Annotated in this window: 19 protein-coding genes; 13 read left to right on the forward strand and 6 right to left on the reverse strand. The window is 40.6% G+C overall.

The window, feature by feature from the left end:
- Window positions 1-624 precede the first annotated feature (624 nt).
- Both VB836_RS15345 and VB836_RS15350 read left to right on the forward strand, forming a co-directional pair.
- On the forward strand, window positions 625-1,800 hold the full coding sequence (locus tag VB836_RS15345) for a pentapeptide repeat-containing protein (protein ID WP_323220385.1): 1,176 nt from the start codon (window positions 625-627) through the stop codon (window positions 1,798-1,800).
- A 75-nt stretch (window positions 1,801-1,875) separates the two neighbouring features.
- Window positions 1,876-2,619, forward strand: a complete 744-nt coding sequence (locus VB836_RS15350) for a pentapeptide repeat-containing protein (protein WP_323220387.1) — start codon at window positions 1,876-1,878, stop codon at window positions 2,617-2,619.
- 30 nt (window positions 2,620-2,649) lie between these two features.
- Here the strand turns inward: VB836_RS15350 and VB836_RS15355 are convergent, their stop codons facing one another.
- Together VB836_RS15355 and VB836_RS15360 are read right to left on the reverse strand one after the other, a co-directional pair.
- Complete coding sequence (locus VB836_RS15355) at window positions 2,650-3,219, reverse strand: Uma2 family endonuclease (protein ID WP_323220389.1); 570 nt, start codon at window positions 3,217-3,219, stop codon at window positions 2,650-2,652.
- A gap of 47 nt (window positions 3,220-3,266) precedes the next feature.
- Window positions 3,267-3,833 carry a Uma2 family endonuclease gene (locus VB836_RS15360; protein ID WP_323220391.1) on the reverse strand — a complete coding sequence of 189 codons (567 nt, stop codon included), beginning with the start codon at window positions 3,831-3,833 and terminating at the stop codon, window positions 3,267-3,269.
- Window positions 3,834-4,058: 225 nt separating this feature from the next.
- Here VB836_RS15360 and VB836_RS15365 point away from each other — a divergent pair, with 225 nt between their 5' ends.
- Together VB836_RS15365 and VB836_RS15370 are read left to right on the forward strand one after the other, a co-directional pair.
- Complete coding sequence (locus VB836_RS15365) at window positions 4,059-5,261, forward strand: hypothetical protein (protein ID WP_323220393.1); 1,203 nt, start codon at window positions 4,059-4,061, stop codon at window positions 5,259-5,261.
- Window positions 5,262-5,455: 194 nt separating this feature from the next.
- On the forward strand, window positions 5,456-5,656 hold the full coding sequence (locus tag VB836_RS15370; RefSeq protein WP_323220395.1) for a hypothetical protein: 201 nt from the start codon (window positions 5,456-5,458) through the stop codon (window positions 5,654-5,656).
- 143 nt (window positions 5,657-5,799) lie between these two features.
- On the opposite strand, the gene VB836_RS15375 is transcribed toward VB836_RS15370, so the two are convergent.
- The 3 genes from VB836_RS15375 to VB836_RS15385 all read right to left on the reverse strand — a co-directional run bounded on the left by VB836_RS15375 (window position 5,800) and on the right by VB836_RS15385 (window position 9,583).
- A complete protein-coding gene (locus VB836_RS15375; protein WP_323220397.1) occupies window positions 5,800-7,416 on the reverse strand; it encodes a hypothetical protein in 1,617 nt (538 codons plus the stop codon).
- 89 nt (window positions 7,417-7,505) lie between these two features.
- Window positions 7,506-8,255, reverse strand: coding sequence for a Uma2 family endonuclease (locus tag VB836_RS15380; RefSeq protein ID WP_323220399.1), 750 nt, complete (start codon window positions 8,253-8,255; stop codon window positions 7,506-7,508).
- Between the two features lie 89 nt (window positions 8,256-8,344).
- Window positions 8,345-9,583, reverse strand: a complete 1,239-nt coding sequence (locus VB836_RS15385; RefSeq protein ID WP_323220401.1) for an RNA-guided endonuclease InsQ/TnpB family protein — start codon at window positions 9,581-9,583, stop codon at window positions 8,345-8,347.
- Window positions 9,584-10,042: 459 nt separating this feature from the next.
- Here VB836_RS15385 and ffh point away from each other — a divergent pair, with 459 nt between their 5' ends.
- The 7 genes from ffh (at window position 10,043) to VB836_RS15420 (ending at window position 15,456) form a co-directional block, all read left to right on the forward strand.
- Complete coding sequence (gene ffh, locus VB836_RS15390) at window positions 10,043-11,488, forward strand: signal recognition particle protein (RefSeq protein ID WP_046281830.1); 1,446 nt, start codon at window positions 10,043-10,045, stop codon at window positions 11,486-11,488.
- Between the two features lie 599 nt (window positions 11,489-12,087).
- Window positions 12,088-12,381, forward strand: coding sequence for a 30S ribosomal protein S16 (rpsP, locus tag VB836_RS15395; protein WP_046281312.1), 294 nt, complete (start codon window positions 12,088-12,090; stop codon window positions 12,379-12,381).
- Between the two features lie 19 nt (window positions 12,382-12,400).
- Window positions 12,401-12,748, forward strand: coding sequence for a KH domain-containing protein (locus tag VB836_RS15400; RefSeq protein WP_323220403.1), 348 nt, complete (start codon window positions 12,401-12,403; stop codon window positions 12,746-12,748).
- Between the two features lie 66 nt (window positions 12,749-12,814).
- Window positions 12,815-13,225, forward strand: coding sequence for a RidA family protein (locus VB836_RS15405; protein ID WP_323220405.1), 411 nt, complete (start codon window positions 12,815-12,817; stop codon window positions 13,223-13,225).
- Window positions 13,222-14,175 (forward strand): PhoH family protein, encoded by a 954-nt coding sequence (locus VB836_RS15410; RefSeq protein ID WP_323220407.1) that lies wholly within the window; start codon window positions 13,222-13,224, stop codon window positions 14,173-14,175. The genes VB836_RS15405 and VB836_RS15410 overlap by 4 nt, the downstream gene beginning before the upstream one ends.
- A gap of 38 nt (window positions 14,176-14,213) precedes the next feature.
- Window positions 14,214-14,621: a ChuX/HutX family heme-like substrate-binding protein gene (locus VB836_RS15415; RefSeq protein WP_046281309.1), complete on the forward strand. Its 408-nt coding sequence runs from the start codon at window positions 14,214-14,216 to the stop codon at window positions 14,619-14,621.
- A 7-nt stretch (window positions 14,622-14,628) separates the two neighbouring features.
- Entirely contained in the window at window positions 14,629-15,456 is an 828-nt protein-coding gene (locus VB836_RS15420; protein ID WP_323220410.1) for a DUF6816 family protein, read from the forward strand.
- A gap of 242 nt (window positions 15,457-15,698) precedes the next feature.
- Here the strand turns inward: VB836_RS15420 and VB836_RS15425 are convergent, their stop codons facing one another.
- Complete coding sequence (locus VB836_RS15425) at window positions 15,699-17,051, reverse strand: serine/threonine-protein kinase (protein WP_323220412.1); 1,353 nt, start codon at window positions 17,049-17,051, stop codon at window positions 15,699-15,701.
- Between the two features lie 592 nt (window positions 17,052-17,643).
- Here VB836_RS15425 and VB836_RS15430 point away from each other — a divergent pair.
- Entirely contained in the window at window positions 17,644-18,981 is a 1,338-nt protein-coding gene (locus tag VB836_RS15430) for a hypothetical protein (protein WP_323220414.1), read from the forward strand.
- 315 nt (window positions 18,982-19,296) lie between these two features.
- Window positions 19,297-20,661: a hypothetical protein gene (locus VB836_RS15435; protein ID WP_323220416.1), complete on the forward strand. Its 1,365-nt coding sequence runs from the start codon at window positions 19,297-19,299 to the stop codon at window positions 20,659-20,661.
- Window positions 20,662-20,734 lie beyond the last annotated feature (73 nt).

The raw sequence follows: 20,734 nt of genomic DNA on the forward strand, positions 1-20,734 counted from the left end.
TAAGGGAGATTGAGACATGATAATAACAGATGCACCCAGATGGTAGGGGGAGTTGCTCAAGCGGCTCTCTCTCTTTATTTTTAGAGAAAATATCAATAATATCAACAAAAATTCAACACAAAAGCTTTACAAGAAACCCGGTGTTTTTTACAGAATCTTTAAAGTAAAAGCTTGACTTTATAAGGGAGATTGAGACATGATAATAACAGATGCACCCAGATGGTAGGGGGAGTTGCTCAAGCGGCTCTCTCTCTTTATTTTTAGAGAAAATATCAATAATATCAACAAAAATTCAACACAAAAGCTTGATAAAAACCGAGTATTTTTTACAGAATCTTTAAAGTAAAAGCTTGACTTTATAAGGGAGATTGAGACATGATAATAACAGATGCACCCAGATGGTAGGGGGAGTTGCTCAAGCGGCTCTCTCTCTTTATTTTTTAAAGGAATATCAATCATCAAACCGAGATTCGAGATGAAAATAGCTCGGAAATTTTAGGAATTAATCGGCACTACATTCGCTCCTACGCCAAAAAAATCACCAACTCCACACAAACAGTTCTCTTAGCGCGAGAAGTTTCGGTATAACAGAAGCAGTAAAAACACTGCTCAAACCAACTCCAGATGAAAGAACAACCCGATCAGTTATTCAAACAAGGCATTCTACAATACCAAAGCCACCAATATGAAGCAGCCCTGCAAACTTGGAAAGAAGCCCTGATCCTGTATCAAGATCTCAGCGATCGCAAACGAGAGGGCGCTACATGGGGAAATCTCGGTGTAGCCTACGAAGCCTTGGGAGATCTGACTCAAGCAATAGACTGTTATCAGCAACATTTGGCGATCGCGAAAGAAATACAAGATCTCAAAGGAGAAGTCAACGCCCTGGGGAACTTGGGGAATGCTGACTCGACGCAAGGAAACTATGCCCAAGCGATCAACTATCAGCAGCAACGGTTAGCGATCGCCCGTCAACTCCAGGATCTACAAACCATAGCCCAAACCCTCTCCAGTTTAGCCATAGCCTATCACGGCTTAGGTGACATTTCCCAGGCGATTGAATACTATCAGCAACAGTTGGCGATCGCCCAACAAACCGACAACCGCCCCAGTCAAGGAAACGCCCTGAAAAATTTAAGACTCGCCTATCAAACCCTCGGAGAAGACACTGCCGCCCAAACCTGCTATCTACAGCAATGGGAAATCCTGCATCAGTGGTTCCTAGACGAAAAGAGCGATGAATTTGTGCGAATCGTTCAAACCGTTGGTTTAGACCTGTTAGAAGACCTCGCAGGGGCAGATATGAGCGGTTTTGACCTGTACTATGCAGACCTCAAAGGCGTTAACCTGAAAAATGCTAATCTCTCCCAAGTTAACTTAAGCCTAGCTGACTTGAGTATGGCCCAACTCACCGGGGTAAACCTCACCCAAGCCATCCTGAGTAACGCCAACCTGCGAGATGCTGATCTCAGCCATGCTAATCTTTATCAAGCCGATTTACGAACGAAACTCCCTCGTGCTAACCTAAGCTATGCCAATCTTAGTCAAGCTAATCTCAGTAGTGCTTATTTACCCCAAGCCAACTTGAGTTATGCTAACTTGCACTCAGCCAACCTGAAATATGCTGACTTGAGTGGGGTGAATTTCACTAATGCCAACTTGCAGGATGCAGACTTCAGTCGGGCTGAGTTGAAAGATGCCATTGTCGATCAAGTTTGCTTTACAAAGGCGATCGGAATTTCTCGACGGGTTCAAGCTGAGTTAGTCGAACGGGGAGCTATTTTTGAAGACAATGAATAATTGTCTTGGCTGATCACTTGAATGCTGAAAATTTAACTTTAACCTCAGATTAGTAACAGATAGTTGATAATTGCAATGACTCGTGTAGAAGGATTATGGCCGCAAAATATTAGTCCAAATCGACTAGCGGTGTTAGAGTGTAAGTTAGCCAAATGGTTGCGATCGCAGGGCTTGAAATCAGAAATTAAAGTTGATAATCTACAAGTCCTCACCCAACAAGCCGCAGCCGCAGGATGTGATTTTTCTCAAATGCAAAACAATATTCATACCATTGTTGAAGCGAAAACGGACAACTTTTTAGAATTGGCAAATCTTGCCGATTTAAACCCCTTAGAAGATTTTGCCGGATCGAGACTCCTGGGAGCCAATTTAACCGGTTTAGATTTGAGTGGAGTTGAGTTTAGAGGAGCCTATTTGAGAGGATCAGATTTAAGTGATGCTGATTTAAGTAATGCGAATTTGCAAGGTGTTAATTTGAGTGGGGCTGACTTGAGTGGAGCATTATTAAGTGATGCGAATTTAACTCAAGCTGATTTACATCGGGCGAGTTTAGCGTTAGCCAATTTAAGTGGAGCAAATTTAACAAAGGCTAATTTAACAGAAGCGAATTTAAGTAATTGTAATTTGAGTGATGCGAATTTAAGCGATGCTATTCTCAAAGATGCTAATTTAACTCAAGCAGGTTTAGCGTTAACTAATCTCACCAATGCCGACTTTACCGGAGCCAACGTTAAACAAGCGAGAATGTGGCATGATGCAGGTTTATCGGAACAAGTCAAGCAGGATTTAATCAAACGAGGAGCTATTTTTGAGGAGTAAAATAATCTGATTTTCTAAAAGAGTTCTGAATTATTGAGGGTTTAAAACTTGTTCAACGGTTAACGTTAAGTCAGGAAAACTCGGTGAATTAATCCGATTTTCTCCTTTCAACTCTATCATATCATAAAACCCAGAAACTAACGTTAAAACCGAGACTTTTAGTTCTTGAGGATCAATAATCCAATATTCAGGAATTTCTAAAGCCGCATATTCAGAACGTTTGTAACGATAGTCATCATCCGGGTTATTAGGGCTAACGATTTCAACCGCTAATACAGGCGGTTCTTCAAGAATTGCCGATGATAATGTTCTGAGGAATTCACGCTGAGTTTCAGTAATAACCATTAAATCAGGAATGCGAGATTTTGTAATTCCTGTTCTCACGCCTACATTTCCAGGTAAAACAACCCAATCTAATTGTAGTCGTTGAATTTCTGCCGATAAAGCTTTAAATAAAAACAGAAGAATCAGAGCGTGTAATCCACTAGCAGGCGGCATCGGAATTAATTCTCCGTTGAATAGTTCATATTTTAAATCGCTATTATCTTTGAAGTCAAGATAATCTTTAAAGCTATAGGTTTTTGTTGCAGCTTCTAACATCGGAGTTACTCACCTATAATTTTGTATGATATTATTTTCGCAAACAGTTAAGGGTTTAAAACTTGTTCAACGGTTAACGTTAGTTCAGGAAAACTCGGCGAATCAATCCTATTTTCTCCTTTCAACTCTATCATATCATAAAACCCAGAAACTAACGTTAAAACCGAGACTTTGAGTTCTTGCGGATCAATAATCCAATATTCAGGAATTTCTAAAGCCGCATATTCAGAACGTTTGTAACGATAGTCATCATCGGGGTTATTAGGGCTAACGATTTCAACCGCTAATACAGGCGGTTCTTCAAGAATAGCTGAGGATAATGTTCTGAGGAATTGACGCTGAGTTTCAGTAATAACCATTAAATCAGGAATGCGAGATTTTGTAATTCCTGTTCTCACGCCTACATTTCCAGGTAAAACAACCCAATCTAATTGTAATCGTTGAATCTCTGCCGATAAAGCTTTAAATAAAAACAGAAGAATCAGAGCGTGTAATCCACTAGCAGGCGGCATTGGAATTAATTTTCCGTTGAATAGTTCATATTTTAAATCACTATTATCTTTTAAGTCAAGATAATCTTGAAAGCTATAGTTTTTGATAGCAGTGTCTAACATCGGAGTTACTCATCTGTAATTTTGTCTAATCTTATTTTAGCAAAAACTAACCCAATTCAATCTCATTGCATCTGGGTTATCAATAAAATAATTAAAACCTGTAGGGGCGGGTTCTGCAAAAACCTTTGCATCTCATAAAGCATTTCAATAAACCCGCCCATCTCCCTGAAAATATAGAGTATAATCTTAATACCAAACAAAAGCATTCTTAATCTTTACAAGTTTATGCTGATCTTTTTTATTCATGGTGTTGCTGCACGAACATCTCAATATGCTAATTCCTTACAATCTTTACTAGAAAAAGAATTCCGTCAACGCAAAGAAAAAATTCCTCTATTTTACTCAGGTTTTTGGGGGAATGTTTATCGAGAACTAGAAATTATCTGGAATCGAATTGATAACGCACAAGATCCCCTCAAACATCAAGAGTTTAGAAAAGGATATTTTTCTCAATTTGTAGGTGATGCTTTTACCTATTTAGGTTCAGAACGAGGGGCTAAAATTCGAGAGACTCTCGCTAATCAATTAATTGATTTTATTCAGAAAAATCCTTTAGAAACAGAGTTACACATCATTACTCACTCTTTGGGAACCGTTATTTTATGGGATATCTTATTTTCAGACAAGTTTCAAGGGAATGATCCTGCTTTTAAAATTAGAGAAATATTGAATCAAACTTCAGCCCCGCTAACGAATCGAAAAATTAATCTCAAAAGTATTACAACAATGGGATCTCCCATTTCTCTATTTAATATTATGTTAGAAGTTAAACCGCAGCAGGTTAACTTGTTAGCGCAGCAATATTCCAGTCAAAAACTCAACTGGCTCAATCTGATTCATGTGTCTGATATTATTGCTTATCCCATACATCCTGTTTTAGATAGTCAGGATTTATCCAGTCTCTTTCTAACAGAAGAATATCTTCAAGAAAATGTGAACCCCTTGGAAGCAACCCTAGAACAGTTGTCTGAATTGATCAACCGTAAATCTGCTTATCGTGAAGAGATTACAAATATTATCAGTTATGCACAAGTCGCCGCAGGTTCATTGAATGCTCATACTTCTTACTGGAAGAATCAGCAAGTTGCTTATTTAATTGTCAACCATATTTTAGAGCAATACAATAATCAAATTTTGAATCAAACGCCTTGCATAGAACAAGCCATTCAACGATTAAAACAAGTTAGGGGTTTTACAGAAGATAAACTCAAACTGAGTGAGACATTAAGCATCGATCAAAAAATTACTACAATTTATTTTAAAGATAAAAGTGGATATCTTGTATTCACGAAAAATTTCTTAGGAATTCACAATGTTTATATTTTCGATCATCAAGATATGGCTTTTTTTGCTGGATATGTGGGGTTAATTCATGTCCCCGGCTTAAAACAAGAAGTGGAATTCCTGCAAACCGAGTTAGGTCTTTAAACAAGAGAAGGGGCAGCAGAAAAGATGTCAGTGTTGGTGAAACCTGCCCCAACTGCTAAAATAAATCGACTGGGAGATCAGCCTAGTTACTCACCTATAATTTTGTATGATATTATTTTAGCAAACACTCACTCCACACCATGTAATATAATATCATCTTCTGCGGAAATACAATGTTATCTGGAGAGAAAACCATGAAATCTGAGTATGATTTTTCTAAAGCAGAACAAGGAAAATTTTACCATTCTGATGCCAAGTTTCATTATCCGATTTATCTCGAACCAGACGTAGAAGAATTTTTGATAAAAATGGCTGAACAGAAAAAGATTGACATTCAAGTTTTGGTTAATGAATGGTTGAAAAATAATATTAAACTGATTCAAGATCTTGAGTAGGTAATAGGCGGGTTTAAACAGTGACCAGTGAATAGTAACCAGTAACCAGTGATAACTGTAAAAACTGATAACTGATAACTGTAAAAACTGGTCACTGATAACTGATAACTGATAACTGTAATAAACCCGCCCAACCTCAAGGATTAATTTGGAGTTGAATCTTCAGATTCAACAATTTCATCCATAGCTTGATCAATTTTATTCATAAATTCTGAAATTTCAGCCAGATAGCTTTCTTCTTCATCTAAACCCGGTGTATTTTGCAAAATTTCAAGAACTTCTCGGAGAATTTTAGACATCAACTTTGGATAAAGACGCTTACATTTTGCGAGAGTTTTAATCTCTTTTTCATTGTTCTTTCTAGCAGGAGCAATGGCTATCAGATCGTGAATTGCATTTTGCAGGTCGAGATATGCTTTTGTTTTATTATAAATACCTCTTTTCGTTTTTTTAACCTGAGTTAATTTATACTTAATAGACTGTCGTAACTTTTTGGGATCGTACTGACTAGTAAATCGCCTTGGATTAGATCTCTCCCAGAGATAAGGATAAAAACTACCAGGAACAGACACACACTTGGATAAACCATAGTTAACGAAAGGTTGTTCAAGCTCCCATTCCTTTAGTATTTCTGCTAACCAATCATCGTGAGTTTCTGGCAATAATTCGAGAGCTTCTGATGGAGTCTCACACCCTTCAAAGTTCGCTTGACAGTCGTCGCCTAATATAAATAAAGCAGACCAGTAGAGACTGTCAAAAGATCCCTCTTTCCATCCATCTTTTTCTAGAATTCTCTGGCAAGCAGCGATAAGATCGTGACTGAGTGTACCTGCGGCAAAGTTATTTGACACATCTGCCCAGACTTCATCCGCATCGATTTCGTATTCTTCTGAACTCTCCTCAGCTTGATCAATTTTATTCATAAATTCTGAAATTTCAGCCAGATACCTTTCTTCTTTTACACCCGGTCTAGTTTGCAAAATTTCAAGAACTTCTCGGAGAATTGTAGACATAAACTTTGGATCAAGACGCTTCCATTTTGCGAGAGTTTTAATCTCTTTTTCATTATTCCTTCTAGCAGGAGCAATGGCTATCAGATCGTGAATTGCATTTTGCAGGTCGAGATATGCTTTTGTTTTATTATAAATACCTCTTTTCGTTTTTTTAACACGAGTTAATTTATACTCAATAGACAGTGGTAACTTTTTGGGATCGTACTGACAAATAAATCGCCTTGGATCAGATTCCTTATAGAGATTAGGATAAAAACTACCAGGAACAGACACACACTTGGATAAACCATAGTTAACGAAAGGTTGTTTATCCTCCCATTTATCTAGTATTACTGCTAACCAATCATCGTGAGTTTCTGGCAAATATTCGAGAGCTTCTGATGGAGTCTCACACGATTCAAAGTCATCTTGAATCTCGATTAATTTATCTAAACCGAACCAGTAGAGACTGTCAAAATCTTCCTTTTTCCATCCATCTTCTTCTAAAATTCTCTCGCAAACAGAGGTAAGATCGTGACTGAGTGTACCTGCGGCAAAGTTATTTGACACATCTGCCCAGACTTCATTTGCATCGATTTCGTATTCTTCTGAACTCTCCTCATCTATTCTAAAATAATGTAGTTTTCCGTCTTCTCCTGTTCTGAGTAAAGCCGCGTCATACATAGGATCATAAGCTTCTTCGTTGAAGGCAAAATACGGAAGAGCATAACATATTCTTGAAATGAACTGCTTTTCTGAGCGCTTCATAATTTCTAGTTGGTAACTGAAGATTCTATAATAATATTAAAACACAATTGACAAGTTAAATGGGCAAACTGTAATTCGCCTGAACAACTTCATACTTCCGGTTCAATACCAGCCGCTCGGAGTTGAGCAACTAAACGTTCTGCTCTGAGTCGTTCCCGTTCCACATTTTGCCGTTCCCGTTCCACATTTTGCCGTTCCCGTTCTACTAATTCTGAACCCCAGAGTAACAACTCTCCCGCCTCATTCCACCATCGTAACCAGTATCCTGTGCGGTTTCCTCGGGTTCCCTGCCAAACCCCTAAAAATAGGTGCAATTGGGGGATAAAATAGCGTTGATTCTCATCAGGTTCTCTCAATTCATAGCGTCCAGATTCATCCAGACCATATAATTCTAAAACTCCCGTACTCGGTTGAAAAATTGCATAATTTGGGACTTCTAAAACCTGTTCATAAAAAAACCATTTTCCGGGTGGATAAGTGGGTTTACTGGAATATTCTGTTCCTTCAGTCTCCGAGATAAATTCCATCACAATCACAGGAAATTCCCCTTGTAACTGAGGAGTATAACTGCGAATTACATCTTCTCGCGGAACTCGAATTTCAGGAATAAAAGCCCAGTCCGGTGCTTTAATTACCAATTTTTGATTGAGAGTGGCACAAATACCATAATTTGTAGGAGTTAGCGTTCTTTCACCAATCTGACCCGCCAGTTCCAAAGCCTCCGTCAGTGCCGCCGCTAGAGAGGGTTGATTAATGTTATCCACAGGATCATCGGGAAGTTTAAAGTCATCGGGTAACAGTTCCCAAGTTATTTCTAAATTGGCAGTGGTGACAGCCATAATGTAATGATTGGAGCTTCGGAAGATGACAAATTGTTGACACACTCCCACCAGTAAACCCTTCGAGTTCTACTGGGGGATTCTAAATCTCACGACTTAGATTTACTGCTTTTACGGCACTTATCTGTTCGCTTTCGCTCACCCGACAGTACGCCTACACAGTCAATTTCTTGAACCACGATCTGCCCAACCGCAGCAATACCCCGATTACAAATCACTTGTGCTGCTGCAACATCACGATTAGATTCGTAGTTGCATGACCGACATTTATGTGTGCGTTCGGACAGGTTTTTCTTTCCTGTATGCGCCCCACAGTTCGGACAAATTTGACTCGTATATCTGTAGTCAACCTTGTCAAAATAAACCCCCCGCTTCCAGCAAACCCAAGCCAATATATTGAAGAACTGACCGAACCCTGCGTCTAAGGTATGCTTACCTAACATTCCTTTTGCCCAAGTTCTAAAATCCAGGTCTTCAACAAATATCATTCCAGCTTGGTCACACAAATGATCAGCCAGTTTGAAGTGAAAGTCTTTTCGAGTGTCTGATATTTTTTGATGAAGTCTTGCTATCTTCTGGTTGAGTTTATGTCTGTTCGATGAACTGGATGTTTTTAATTTAAGTCTACGTTGCAGTAATTTCAACTTGCTGTGTAGCTGGCTTAAAAACTTTGGTCGTTTGATCAACTCACCACCAGAGGTTGCTAAGAACTTATCGAGTCCGACATCAATTCCTAACGGATGCCCAGATGGTGGAATATCTGGAATATTCACAGGACTTTGCAAAGATAGCATTGCAAAATACCCGCTAGCTTTTCTCACAACCCTTACTTGTTTAAGTTTAAATCCTTCTGGAATTGGGCGAGATAATCTCATCTTCACCCATCCAATCTGAGGAAGCTTTATCCAGTTATTTGAAACCGGACTGCTCTTAAACTGAGGAAATAAAAAAGACCGCATTCGATACTTGTTTTTAAAGCGAGGAAAACCATAACCCTGCTCTTTCATGTTGTTGAATGCTCTTTCTAACGTTTTGAGAACTTGTTGCAAAACTTGAGCGTTTATTTTTTTGAGTTCAGGGTTAGTTTTCTTCGCTTTTGTCAAGCTAGCAGCTTGTATGTTGTAGTTCGGATACGGAGCATCCGCTGAAATGATATATTCTTGCTGCAATGAACAAGAGTTAACTGCACACTTTCTACTACTTATCCAGTCTTTTCGCTCTCTCAAGGCGTAATTCCACACTTTTCTACAGACCGCCAACATTTTTTCAATGGTGACAATCTGTTCTTGAGAAGGAATCAACTTAAATTCGTAGGTTAGTGTTAACATTCTAAAAATATAACACAGTTCTATCTGGATTTTGTACTCGGCTAGAATTGCATCTTAAGAGGGTTGCTGTTGGTCGCAATTCATGCCGTTAAGTCTTCGACTCTAACGGGAGTCAAGATTGCTCCATTCTTAGATAGCACTACGCGCAGGCAATCAGTAATCGTTGACTCTTTGGGTTTTTAGCTTATCCCTCTGTTAAATACCTGAATGCGTAGCACAACTATACCTGGTATTGTACAAGTCTTTTACAGGGAACAGTTATTAGAGTGATCAATTCTTACTAACTGCCAACTCCCTGTCCCCTGTGATCTAAAACTGCTAAAATAAATCGACTGGGGGATCAGCCTAATCAATTTAGGGATTATCATAATGGAAGTCAAGTCACAGATGACTCAGCCGAACCCCAACGGTGTCTCTGTGAGCCTTAGCCAATCTGCTGCACGGAAACAATCACACACTATGTTCGATGCCCTTGCTGAACGCTTAGACTCCGCTTGGAAAAAACTCCGGGGTCAAGACAAAATCTCCGAGTCCAACATTCAAGACGCCTTGAAAGAAGTTCGTCGAGCCTTACTCGAAGCCGACGTCAACCTGCAAGTTGTCAAAGAGTTCGTCGCCGAAGTTGGAGAGAAAGCGCAAGGGGCGCAGGTGTTGTCAGGCGTGCGACCCGGAGAACAGTTCGTCAAGATCGTGCATGATGAACTGGTGAATGTCATGGGAGAAAGTAACGTTCCCCTGGCACAAGCCGACACCCCGCCAACGATTGTTTTAATGGCGGGTTTACAAGGAACAGGTAAAACCACCGCCACTGCTAAATTAGCCCTGCATCTTCGCAAGGAAAACCGCAGTGCCATGATGGTGGCGACAGACGTCTATCGACCTGCGGCGATCGATCAGTTGAAAACCCTCGGTCAACAGATCGGAGTCCCTGTCTTTGAGTTGGGGAGTGATGCCGATCCGGTTGAAATTGCCCGTCAAGGCGTAGAACGAGCGAAAGCAGAAGGGATCGACACCGTGATCATTGACACGGCAGGCCGTCTGCAAATAGACCAAGACATGATGGCGGAGTTAGCCCGGATCAAACAGGTGGTGAAACCCCATGACACCCTCTTGGTTGTTGATGCCATGACGGGCCAAGAAGCCGCCACCTTGACCCAGACGTTCAATGAACAGATTGGCATTAGTGGCGCGATCCTCACTAAAATGGATGGAGACAGCCGAGGGGGTGCTGCCCTATCGATTCGGCGAATTTCCGGTGCGCCGATTAAATTTGTGGGGGTGGGTGAGAAAGTCGAAGCCCTGCAACCGTTTTATCCCGAACGGATGGCCTCTCGCATTTTAGGAATGGGTGACGTCCTGACCCTCGTTGAGAAGGCCCAGGAAGAATTTGACTTGGCAGATGCCGAGAAAATGCAGCAGAAGATCATGGAAGCCAAATTTGACTTCACAGACTTCTTGAAGCAAACTCGGTTAATGAAAAACATGGGTTCACTCGGGGGTTTAGCTAAGTTGATTCCGGGGATGAATAAAATCTCCAAAGAACAACTTGAACAGGGAGAATTGCAATTAAAGCGTTCAGAAGCCATGATCAATTCCATGACGACTGAAGAACGCAAAAATCCCGATGTATTGGCAAGTTCTCCCTCCCGACGTCGGCGGATTGCCAAAGGGTCCGGTCATAATGAACAAGATGTCATGCGACTGGTGGGTGATTTCCAGAAAATGCGGGGCATGATGAAGCAAATGAGTCAAGGCGCCTTTCCAGGAATGGGAGGAATGCCAGGGATGGGAGGAATGCCCGGAATGGGAGGAATGCCCCCCGCAGGTTGGCGAGGTCAACAAGGGGCAGGGGGTAAAAAGAAGAAGAAAACCAACAAGAAGAAAAAAGGGTTTGGGCAACTTTGACATACTCCCCATTTCTAAAGAAAGGGGATTCTCCAAGCCTCACGGCTTTGGATTACTGATTCATTGACAACCCTTACAGCATACTGGTTTCCCAATCAACTCCAGAGGGGTGAGTCTCCCCAGTCGTTCATCTCATTTCAGAGATAGTTTCGGTATGCCCTACCGTACTTGAGAAAAAAATGCTTGATTCTCTGTACTTGGTGCTTTAAGGTTTTATCTTGCCAAAGCATTCCTGGCAAGAACCCCGTACCTTAAGTTTTCAAGGTTAATTGCATCGATTAGATGCTGGGTTTTTCAACTGGTTGAATACCCTGCCAGTAGAGTTATTATAGCATTAGAAAGAGCCTTATATCCCCATACCTGAAGGTAGGGGCGTGTGCGGCAATTTTTGGTAAAACGGCGACAATAGAAAGGTTAGAAAATCAACCCAGAAACCATTAGGATTCAAGTCTTTAGACACAGGTGATCTTCTCAAGATAACCGTTGCTGACTATTGCTTATTGCCTGTTGCCTATTGCCTGACCTGTCTCCAAGTCCCGAACCCTATGCCCCAGTCAAGAAAAATAGCTTACAATCATAAAGGAGTGTTGTGAACTAATATGATCAAATTGCGATTGAAGAAATACGGTAAAAAGCAGGAAGCTAGCTACCGGATAGTGGCGGCGACGAGCTTATCTCGTCGTGAAGGTCGTCCGTTAGAGGAACTGGGTTTCTACAACCCCAGAACAGACGAAACTCGATTGGATGTCCCTGCGATTGTTCGGCGTCTCCAACAAGGAGCGCAACCTACTCGAACTGTGCGTAACATCCTGCAAAAAGCCAATGTATTTGAACAACTCAAGTCCGGATCAACCTCTGAACTCAATCCGTCAGAACCCGAACCCGTCAGCTAGTCCTGACTATGCTGAGTTAGTGCGGTTTTTAGTAGAGCCGTTTCTAGAGGCTCCTGAGTCCTTACGAGTCGATTGCGAACGCTCCTTAGCCCAACAGAGAACCTGGATTCGGCTAGCTTTTGAAGCAGAAGATAAAGGCCGTGTTTACGGTCGCGGAGGACGTACTATTCAGGCGATTCGTCGGGTACTCTCTGCGATCGCCGAAGCAGCCGGGGAATCCGTTTATCTAGACATATACGAGAACCCATCCGATGGCAGTAGTCGCCCCCGGATTTCTCCAAGTCGTCCTGCTCCCAAACGTTCATCAACCCGAACTCGTCATCGCCCCACCACCACTAGCCGATTTGCTAGAAAGCCGGAGCGATAACTGTTGACCACTCCTCCCGTTAACCCCAGCGTATAACGGGAGTTTGATCTGTTTTCAAGAAGAACTATGGATCGTTCATTGGTTGTTCGTCGTAGCTTTTCGGGTGCGCCCTGGGAATCACAGGTGGGCTACTGTCGCGCCGTTCGAGTCGCAAACCAAATCTTTGTCACCGGAACCGCCCCCGTTACGCTGGATGGTAGCATCTTTGCTCCGGGCGATGCCTATGCTCAAGCTAAACGGTGCTTTGAGATCATCCAACAGGCTTTACAGGCGTTAGATGCAGACTTAAGTTGTATTGTGCGAACCCGAATGTTTGTCACCGATATTAGCCGTTGGGCAGAATTTGGACAAGCCCATCACGAATCTTTTGCGGATCATCCCCCAGCGACAACAATGGTCGAAGTTCAACGTTTAATCGATCCGGCGATGTTAATTGAAATTGAAGCTGATGCAATTGTAGTAACTCAAAGCGAATGACAGAGCGCTTAACCATCGAATTACCCAGTATTGAAAGTGCAATGGCGCTTTCAGGCTATCAAGAAGATAACCTCAAAACCCTATCCAAACAAACCGGCGCCCAAGTCGTGCTGCGGGGTCAAGAACTCCATATCAGTGGAACAGCCAGTCAAATTGAACTCTGTCAAAAGTTGGTGCAGTTACTCAAAGACTTTTGGAAAACGGGTAAAACGATCACAGGGGTTGAGATCCTCACGGCGCGTCATGCGTTAAATACCAACCGACAAGAAGAACTCAGCGCCATTCATCAAGACGTTCTCGCCACCACTCGGCGAGGGATGGAAGTGAGGGCGAAAACCTTTCGTCAGCGCCAATATATTCAGGCGATACGCACTCATGATCTGATTTTTTGTAGCGGACCGGCCGGAACCGGGAAAACCTATTTAGCGGCAATTATTGCGGTTCAAGCCCTACTTTCGGATCAATACGAACGTCTAATTTTAACCCGTCCGGCAGTGGAAGCGGGAGAACGTTTAGGGTTTTTACCCGGAGACTTACAACAAAAAGTTAATCCTTATTTACGTCCGCTTTATGACGCCCTTTACGAATTAATTGATCCTGAAAAAACGGCAAATTTGATGGAACGGGGTATCATTGAAGTTGCACCTTTAGCCTATATGCGAGGACGGACTTTAAATAATGCCTTTGTCATCTTAGATGAAGCCCAAAATACAACTCCCGCCCAGATGAAAATGGTGTTAACTCGCTTAGGATTTCGATCTCGAATGGTTGTGACTGGAGATACGACTCAAACTGATTTACCGCCTAATCAAACCTCGGGTTTAAGTGTCGCCTTGAAAATCTTACAAAATGTCGAAGGAATTGCTTTCTGTGAATTTTCTCAAGCCGATGTCGTGCGAAATCCGTTAGTTCAGCGAATTGTTGCTGCTTACGAACGACATGAGAAATAATTCAAACTCTCAACTCATTCATTTACCCAAAAATTATCATGGAAACCCTCAAAGACTTTTTAGAAGCTTGCGAAACCCTCGGAACCTTACGTTTAATTGTCACCAGTAGTTCGGCTGTATTAGAAGCTAGAGGCAAAATTGAGAAGTTATTTTATGCCGAACTTCCCAAAGGAAAATACGCCAATATGCACACCGAAGGCTTTGAATTTCACCTGAATATGGATAAAATAAAACAGGTTAAATTTGAAACCGGAGAAGCCAAACGCGGCAACTTTACAACCTACGCCATTCGTTTTATCGATGATCAAGAAGAAGTCGCCCTCAGTGCTTTTTTACAATGGGGAAAACCCGGAGAATATGAACCCGGACAAGTCGAAGCTTGGCAAGAACTAAAGTCAAAATACGGAGAAACTTGGCAACCTGTTTCTGTAGAAAGTTTATCCTAAAAAATAGATGAACTTGAGAAAATTAATCATCATCTGTCTATTTTTCCTCTGCTTTTTTACGGGAAATTCAGCTAACGCCGGACAACTTTATGAACGAGTTGCAGAGTTTCCTAACTGGGAAAGTAAACCCATTCTCAATGAAGCAGAAGGGGATTTAATTTATCCCAAATGGATGGCGGGAGAATGGCAAGTGACCAGTACCTTAGTTGAGATGGTGGCACCTTTAGCCCCAGAAATTGTTACACCCGGTTTTGAAAGTAATCGTCAATATTTAAACAAACCGATAACCTTTAACGTTCGGTTTTTTCCCGCTAAAAATAAACTGATTAACGTGAATTTTCCGTTTCCGCAAAGCTTAAAAGTTCTGAATAATTCAGCGAGAAAAACCGATAATATTGTCGGAGATCGGGCATTTAACGGGTTCAATATTGCCAAAGCCGTTTTAGGAGAAAAAGCCGTTTTATCAGTAAAAGTTGATCCGAAAAATCCCAACAGACAGATTACCTTTTTAGACAATGATAATCAACTGCTTTCAACCGTAACCCGTCGGGGAAGCGAAACCCCTAGCTTTGATGAATTTGTTTCGACAGAAATTGTTCAACAAATTTTTCAATCAGAAACATCTATTTATCTCAATGAAGTTGAAACGACAACCGCATACCAAGCAAAATTTAATGCAAAATACCCTAAAAAAGTTGATAAAATTAATGCAAATCAAATAACAGCAATTTATTTATCCCCACAAGATCCAGATTATTTCAAAGCCGAAAATCAACCCGTTTCTCTCTATCGTTATCAGTTGAAATTACAACCGATAAAAACCGTAAAAAATTAATTGATTACGCCCAAAAAACCCGGTAACTCGAGGAGTCAGGAGTCAGGAGTCAGGAGTCAGGAGGAAATCAAGAAGAAGAAAGAGGAGGATTATGAGAAAGTTTTTGATCACTAATTATCCGGACATGATATAACTCATGGAAACCGGGTTTTTATTCCCCATAAATACTGATCTGAAACAGGAGATGAGGGAATTTTGATTAATCATCTTTGTGTCTTTATGTCGAGCGTGGTTTTTCTGATTTACTTTGTAGCAAAACCACAATAAGAACTCGCGTTAAATTGACGATATTCTGATAAACTTTCCTCACATTCTGACTTGTTTTTGAACCAATAGCTGTAAACTTTGTAGGATTTATCTTGAGACCAATTAGAATAGTTTGAACTCCAAAATAAACCTGCATCAGAATAACCTGCTTCAATTAAAGATTGACGTTTTTGTTCAGCTTTTTCGGGGTCATTAAAAGCCGAATCAGCAATAAAATAAAAAGACATCGGTAGATTAGACTGTTGCTCAATTGTTGACGCTTGAGAAGACTTTGATTTAAATAAAATCTTCAGAGGAATAGCAATTCCTAATCCCAAAAAAGCACCCATGAGAATCCCTAATAATGTTGCTTTTTGCCAATCTTTTAACGAATGAAACATTGTAAATTTAGAGTATTTATTTTTGAGTGACGAAGCCGGTTTAGGAAAAATAATCGTCGAAGGCGGTAAGGAAGCTTCAGTTTTGGGAATGGGACTCGGAAGCGTTTGTAAAGCGGCGAACATTTCCTCAGCCTTGGAAAAGCGATCACGAGGATAAAATTGAATCGCTTTATCTAAAACTTCAGCAAAATTAGAACTAACATCGGGAACATTTTCTCGCCATAAAATTTTACCCGTTTCCCGATCAATATTCATCTCTTTAATCGTTTTTCCCGTCAACAAATAAATCGCCGTCATCCCCAAACTATAAAGATCACTTGAATATAACGGATAACCCACCGCTTGTTCAGATGCCATAAAACCCGGTGTTCCAATTAAAATAGAAGCCGTCGGACTTCCCTGAGAATTTAACATCGTTCCCATCGTTTCCTTCACCGCCCCAAAATCAATTAAAACAGGTTTACCCGTTGGATGGCGTAAAATAATATTATCCGGCTTAATATCCCGATGAATTAAACCCTGCTTGTGAATTCGATGCAATATCGGTAATAAACCCAGCAAAATCTCTTTAACTTCCGCCTCACTCAACCGTCCCAAACGTTGAATACGAGTCGTTAAGGTTTCTCCCTCAATCCATTCTTGAACTAAATAAAACTGTTCTTCTTCTTCAAAATAAGCGTATAATCGAGGAATGCGATCGCTTTTTTCACCCAGTTGTTCTAAAATCGCAGCTTCACGACGAAATTGTTCTTGAATTAACGGATAAATTTCAGGACGATTAACACTCGGTTTTAATTGTTTGATCACACACCGACGACTCGAAGGCATTTGAGTATCTTCTGCGAGAAACGTTTCACCAAACCCACCATGACCAATAGATTCAATGATACGATAGCGATTATTGAGGAGTTTTTCCGGAGTTGGGGGAGTGTGAGTGAAAACTTGCATGGGGAAGACCTCGATAAAGTTAAACCAGTAAGACTCTCTGCTTAACTTCACTGTATAAAAGCCTCAAAAAGTTGAGTTCCCCTAACGTACAACTTCTTAAATTATCACAAGTATTTTCACCCGATTTCCCCGTTAAACTCCCCATTTCAGTCTTCTAACCCCCATCACCCTAAAATTCGAGTGTGACAGCTTGACTGTTGTCCCTCAAATGAGTGTTAATCTCCGCCGCAACCCCCACAAGTGCTACTCTTATAATAACTACTACGATTGTGAAAGCTTGAATTCCTAGCGGCTTAGGTTTTCCGTGCTGTGAGGCGATCGCCTAGTCTTCGAGGCTTAAGATTTTATTAGGGTGTAGGGTCTTACGTCACTATCTGACCCATCCTACAAAGTCAGTAAATTCTCAGAGTGACCCCAACTTTTTGATACAACCCGATTTCTAAAAAATCAGTAATTATACGAATTGTATATCTTGTTAAGATTATCGATAATAGACATACAGAATAAGAAAAAGAAATCCTAATCAAACTAAATTATTTTTTGGAAAAGGATTTTGGATGAATAATGGGTTGAGTTCTAGAGGTTAACAAACATGGTCATTCCAGGATGGACGGTTGTTCGATCAATTCCCCCAGAAGTTATGACGGGTTTAATAACTGGACAGTACAAGGTTTGGGGCGGTGTAATTCGTTGGGCTGCGGGAACAGAAAATGCAGGTCAAATTGTTCGACATTTAGTAGCATCTCCACTCAATCCCCTCAGTGGTGCTGTTTCAGGGCTGAATTTTATTCCTGGAATTATAGCCAATGTTCAACTTGAACAAGTTAAAGCAGCAACTAGACAAATTCAAGAAATTGCTCAATTTAACGCCTATCAATTATTTCAATTGTCGGGTCAGGTTAATTCACTTTCACAGATGACTCAACAACTTCTTCAGATGGCAACAGGTACGGCAATTTTATCGGGTTTGAATTTGGCAGTCAGTTGTGTGAGTTTTGCTGTTATTAATAATCGGTTAAACGCCATCGATAACCGCCTGCAAGAAATCCAAAAAGACGTTAAGGAAATAAAATCTTTTCTAGAAACTTCCGAACGTGCCGAACTTTTTTCTGCACTCAAACAACTGTTAAAAGCCAGCGATAACATTCCAGTTGAACATCGCAATGCAATTCTGCACGATTCCCGCAAAACACTGGCTAAGATTAATATGCGCTATCAGGAGCTTTTATCCCAGTCTAATACAGTTGAGATAGCAATGGCTAATGAGGAATATTTTTCGCTAACAGCATTAGCCTATGCAAGATGTATGGCTGAATTGGGGCTGTTAGATCTAGCCTATGAAGAAATATTAGAAATGAATATATTTTGGCAAGCCCAAGCCCGACGAATTGCCAAAGAAGTCTTAATTGGAAAATATCCCGAACGTTTTTTAGCGAGCGATTTTGTTGATGATGTCCCAACAAAAGATCTAATTCAATGGTTAGATTTTGCCTCGGAAGAAGAAAAAGGCTTGATATGGATTGACGATTTAAGGCGTAAAATTAAAGAGCCTTGGTATGGAAAAAGTTGGTTTCCTGGCAGTGAGGAAACTAAATCTAAAACCGAACAAAATTTCGATTTATTTGGAAGTGTTGGTAATATGTTTGGAGGAATGACCGAGCAAATTAAAGAAAATTTGGAAAGCGGCAAAGGTCTTAATCAAAATATTGGTATTGGTTTAGAAAAAGAGAAAACCCTGGTCATTCCAGCCCTGCGAAAATTAATGGCTCGGAGCGAAGTTTTTGAAGGTTATGTCTCTCAATACGAACTGTTAAAAAATTATCAAATGAAACCCTCTGAATTTGAAAAAGAAGTCGCAGCATTACCCGAATCTTCTGCTGTTGACGGATATTTTATCCTTGAACCTGCCTTTGAATTGACGGGTTTCTAATTGCTAACCGGGCTTTGTTGGGTTTTCTCAACCCAACCTACAATATTACTCAACTGTAGGTTGGGTTAAGCGATAGCGCAACCCAACTAGAAGTATAGATAACTGACAACGACTCAACCGTAAATTCTCGGAGTTGCTGAAAACTTTTGATACAACCCAATTGATCGAAATTCCGTACAATTACTAATTGTATGTTTGATTGGGATGATTGATAATGGTAACGACGGATAAAAAAGGGAATCCTAATCAAGCTAAATTATTTTTTTGAGCAGGATTTTGGATGAATAATGGGTTCAGTTCTAGAGGTTAACAAACATGGTCATTCCAGGATGGACGGTTGTTCGATCAATTCCCCCAGAAGTTATTATGGGTTTAATAACTGGAAAGTACAAGGATTATGGCGGTGTAATTCGTTGGGCTGCGGGAACAGAAAATGCAGGTCAAATTGTTCGACATTTAGTAACATCTCCACTCAACCCTGTCGGTGCTGCTGTTTCAGGGCTTAATTTAATTTCTGGAATTGCTGCTAATGCTCAACTATTTGGGTTGTCGGGTCAGGTTAATTCACTTTCACAGATGACTCAACAACTTCTTAAGATGACAACAGGTACAGCGCTTGTTTCAGGGCTTAATTTAATTTCTGGAATTGTTGGCAATGTTCAACTTGAACAAGTCAAAGGAGAAACTCGACAAATTAAAGAAATTGCTCAATTGAACACCGATCAATTATTTGAGTTGTCGGGTCAGGTTAATTCACTTTCACAGATGACCCAACAAGTTCTTCAGATTGCAACAGGTACAACAATTTTATCGGGTTTGAATTTAACGGTTAGTTGTGTTAGTTTTGCTGTTCTTTATAACCGACTAAACGCAATCGATAACAGGCTGCAAGAAATCCAAAAAGACGTTAAGGAAATAAAATCTTTTCTAGAAACTTCCGAACGCGCACAGCTTTTTTATGCTCTCAAAGAACTGTTAAAAGCCGACGATAATATTCCGGTTGAACATCGCCATACAATTCTGCACGATTCCCGCAAAAAACTGGGTGAGATTAATATGCGCTATCAGGAGCTTTTATCCCACTCTAATACAATTGAGATAGCGATGGCTAATGAGGAATATTTTTCGCTAACAGCATTGGCTCATGCAAGATGTACGGCTGAATTAGGAATGCTTGAAATTGCTTTAAAAGAAATTGAGGAAATGAACTTATTTTGGCAAACTCAAGCTCGTAGAGTCGCAAAATCACTTCTGATTGGAGAGTATCCCCAACGTTTTATAGCAACTGATTTTGTTGATGATGTTTTAGTTTTAGAGCTAACAAAATGGTTGGATTTTGCATATAAAGATGAGAAAGGGCTGTTTTGGATTGAGGAATTGAGACGCAATCATATTAACGAATTTTGGTATTCTAAAGGTCTTTTGAGAAAAGGTAAATCTGGCCTTAATCAAAATGTTGGTATTGGTTTAGAAAAAGAGAAAACCCTGGTCATTCCAGCCCTGCGAAAACTAATGGCTCGGAGCGATGTTTTTGAAGGCTATGTCTCTCAATACGAACTGTTAAAAAATTATCAAATGAAACCCTCTGAATTTGAAAAAGGAGTCGCAGCGTTACCGGAATCATCTGCTGTTGACGGATATTTTATTCTTGAACCTGCCTTTGAATTGACGGGTTTCTGATCGGGCTTTGTTGGGTTTTCTCAACCCAACCTACAATATTACTATACAACTTTGTTGGGTTTTCTCAACCCAA

The organism is Limnoraphis robusta BA-68 BA1 (assembly GCF_034932365.1).
Classification (GTDB): Bacteria; Cyanobacteriota; Cyanobacteriia; order Cyanobacteriales; family Microcoleaceae; genus Capilliphycus; species Capilliphycus robustus.

Coding starts and splice junctions, on each gene's coding strand:
- VB836_RS15370 (WP_323220395.1), top strand. CDS start 5,456: ATGAAATCTGAGTATGATTTTTCTAAAGCAGAACAAGGAAAATTTTAC.
- VB836_RS15420 (WP_323220410.1), top strand. CDS start 14,629: ATGAACTTGAGAAAATTAATCATCATCTGTCTATTTTTCCTCTGCTTT.
- VB836_RS15375 (WP_323220397.1), bottom strand. CDS start 7,416: ATGAAGCGCTCAGAAAAGCAGTTCATTTCAAGAATATGTTATGCTCTT.
- VB836_RS15405 (WP_323220405.1), top strand. CDS start 12,815: ATGGATCGTTCATTGGTTGTTCGTCGTAGCTTTTCGGGTGCGCCCTGG.
- VB836_RS15430 (WP_323220414.1), top strand. CDS start 17,644: ATGGTCATTCCAGGATGGACGGTTGTTCGATCAATTCCCCCAGAAGTT.
- rpsP (WP_046281312.1), top strand. CDS start 12,088: ATGATCAAATTGCGATTGAAGAAATACGGTAAAAAGCAGGAAGCTAGC.
- VB836_RS15435 (WP_323220416.1), top strand. CDS start 19,297: ATGGTCATTCCAGGATGGACGGTTGTTCGATCAATTCCCCCAGAAGTT.
- VB836_RS15355 (WP_323220389.1), bottom strand. CDS start 3,219: ATGTTAGAAGCTGCAACAAAAACCTATAGCTTTAAAGATTATCTTGAC.
- VB836_RS15415 (WP_046281309.1), top strand. CDS start 14,214: ATGGAAACCCTCAAAGACTTTTTAGAAGCTTGCGAAACCCTCGGAACC.
- VB836_RS15350 (WP_323220387.1), top strand. CDS start 1,876: ATGACTCGTGTAGAAGGATTATGGCCGCAAAATATTAGTCCAAATCGA.
- VB836_RS15345 (WP_323220385.1), top strand. CDS start 625: ATGAAAGAACAACCCGATCAGTTATTCAAACAAGGCATTCTACAATAC.
- VB836_RS15385 (WP_323220401.1), bottom strand. CDS start 9,583: ATGTTAACACTAACCTACGAATTTAAGTTGATTCCTTCTCAAGAACAG.
- VB836_RS15365 (WP_323220393.1), top strand. CDS start 4,059: ATGCTGATCTTTTTTATTCATGGTGTTGCTGCACGAACATCTCAATAT.
- ffh (WP_046281830.1), top strand. CDS start 10,043: ATGTTCGATGCCCTTGCTGAACGCTTAGACTCCGCTTGGAAAAAACTC.
- VB836_RS15425 (WP_323220412.1), bottom strand. CDS start 17,051: ATGCAAGTTTTCACTCACACTCCCCCAACTCCGGAAAAACTCCTCAAT.
- VB836_RS15410 (WP_323220407.1), top strand. CDS start 13,222: ATGACAGAGCGCTTAACCATCGAATTACCCAGTATTGAAAGTGCAATG.
- VB836_RS15360 (WP_323220391.1), bottom strand. CDS start 3,833: ATGTTAGACACTGCTATCAAAAACTATAGCTTTCAAGATTATCTTGAC.
- VB836_RS15380 (WP_323220399.1), bottom strand. CDS start 8,255: ATGGCTGTCACCACTGCCAATTTAGAAATAACTTGGGAACTGTTACCC.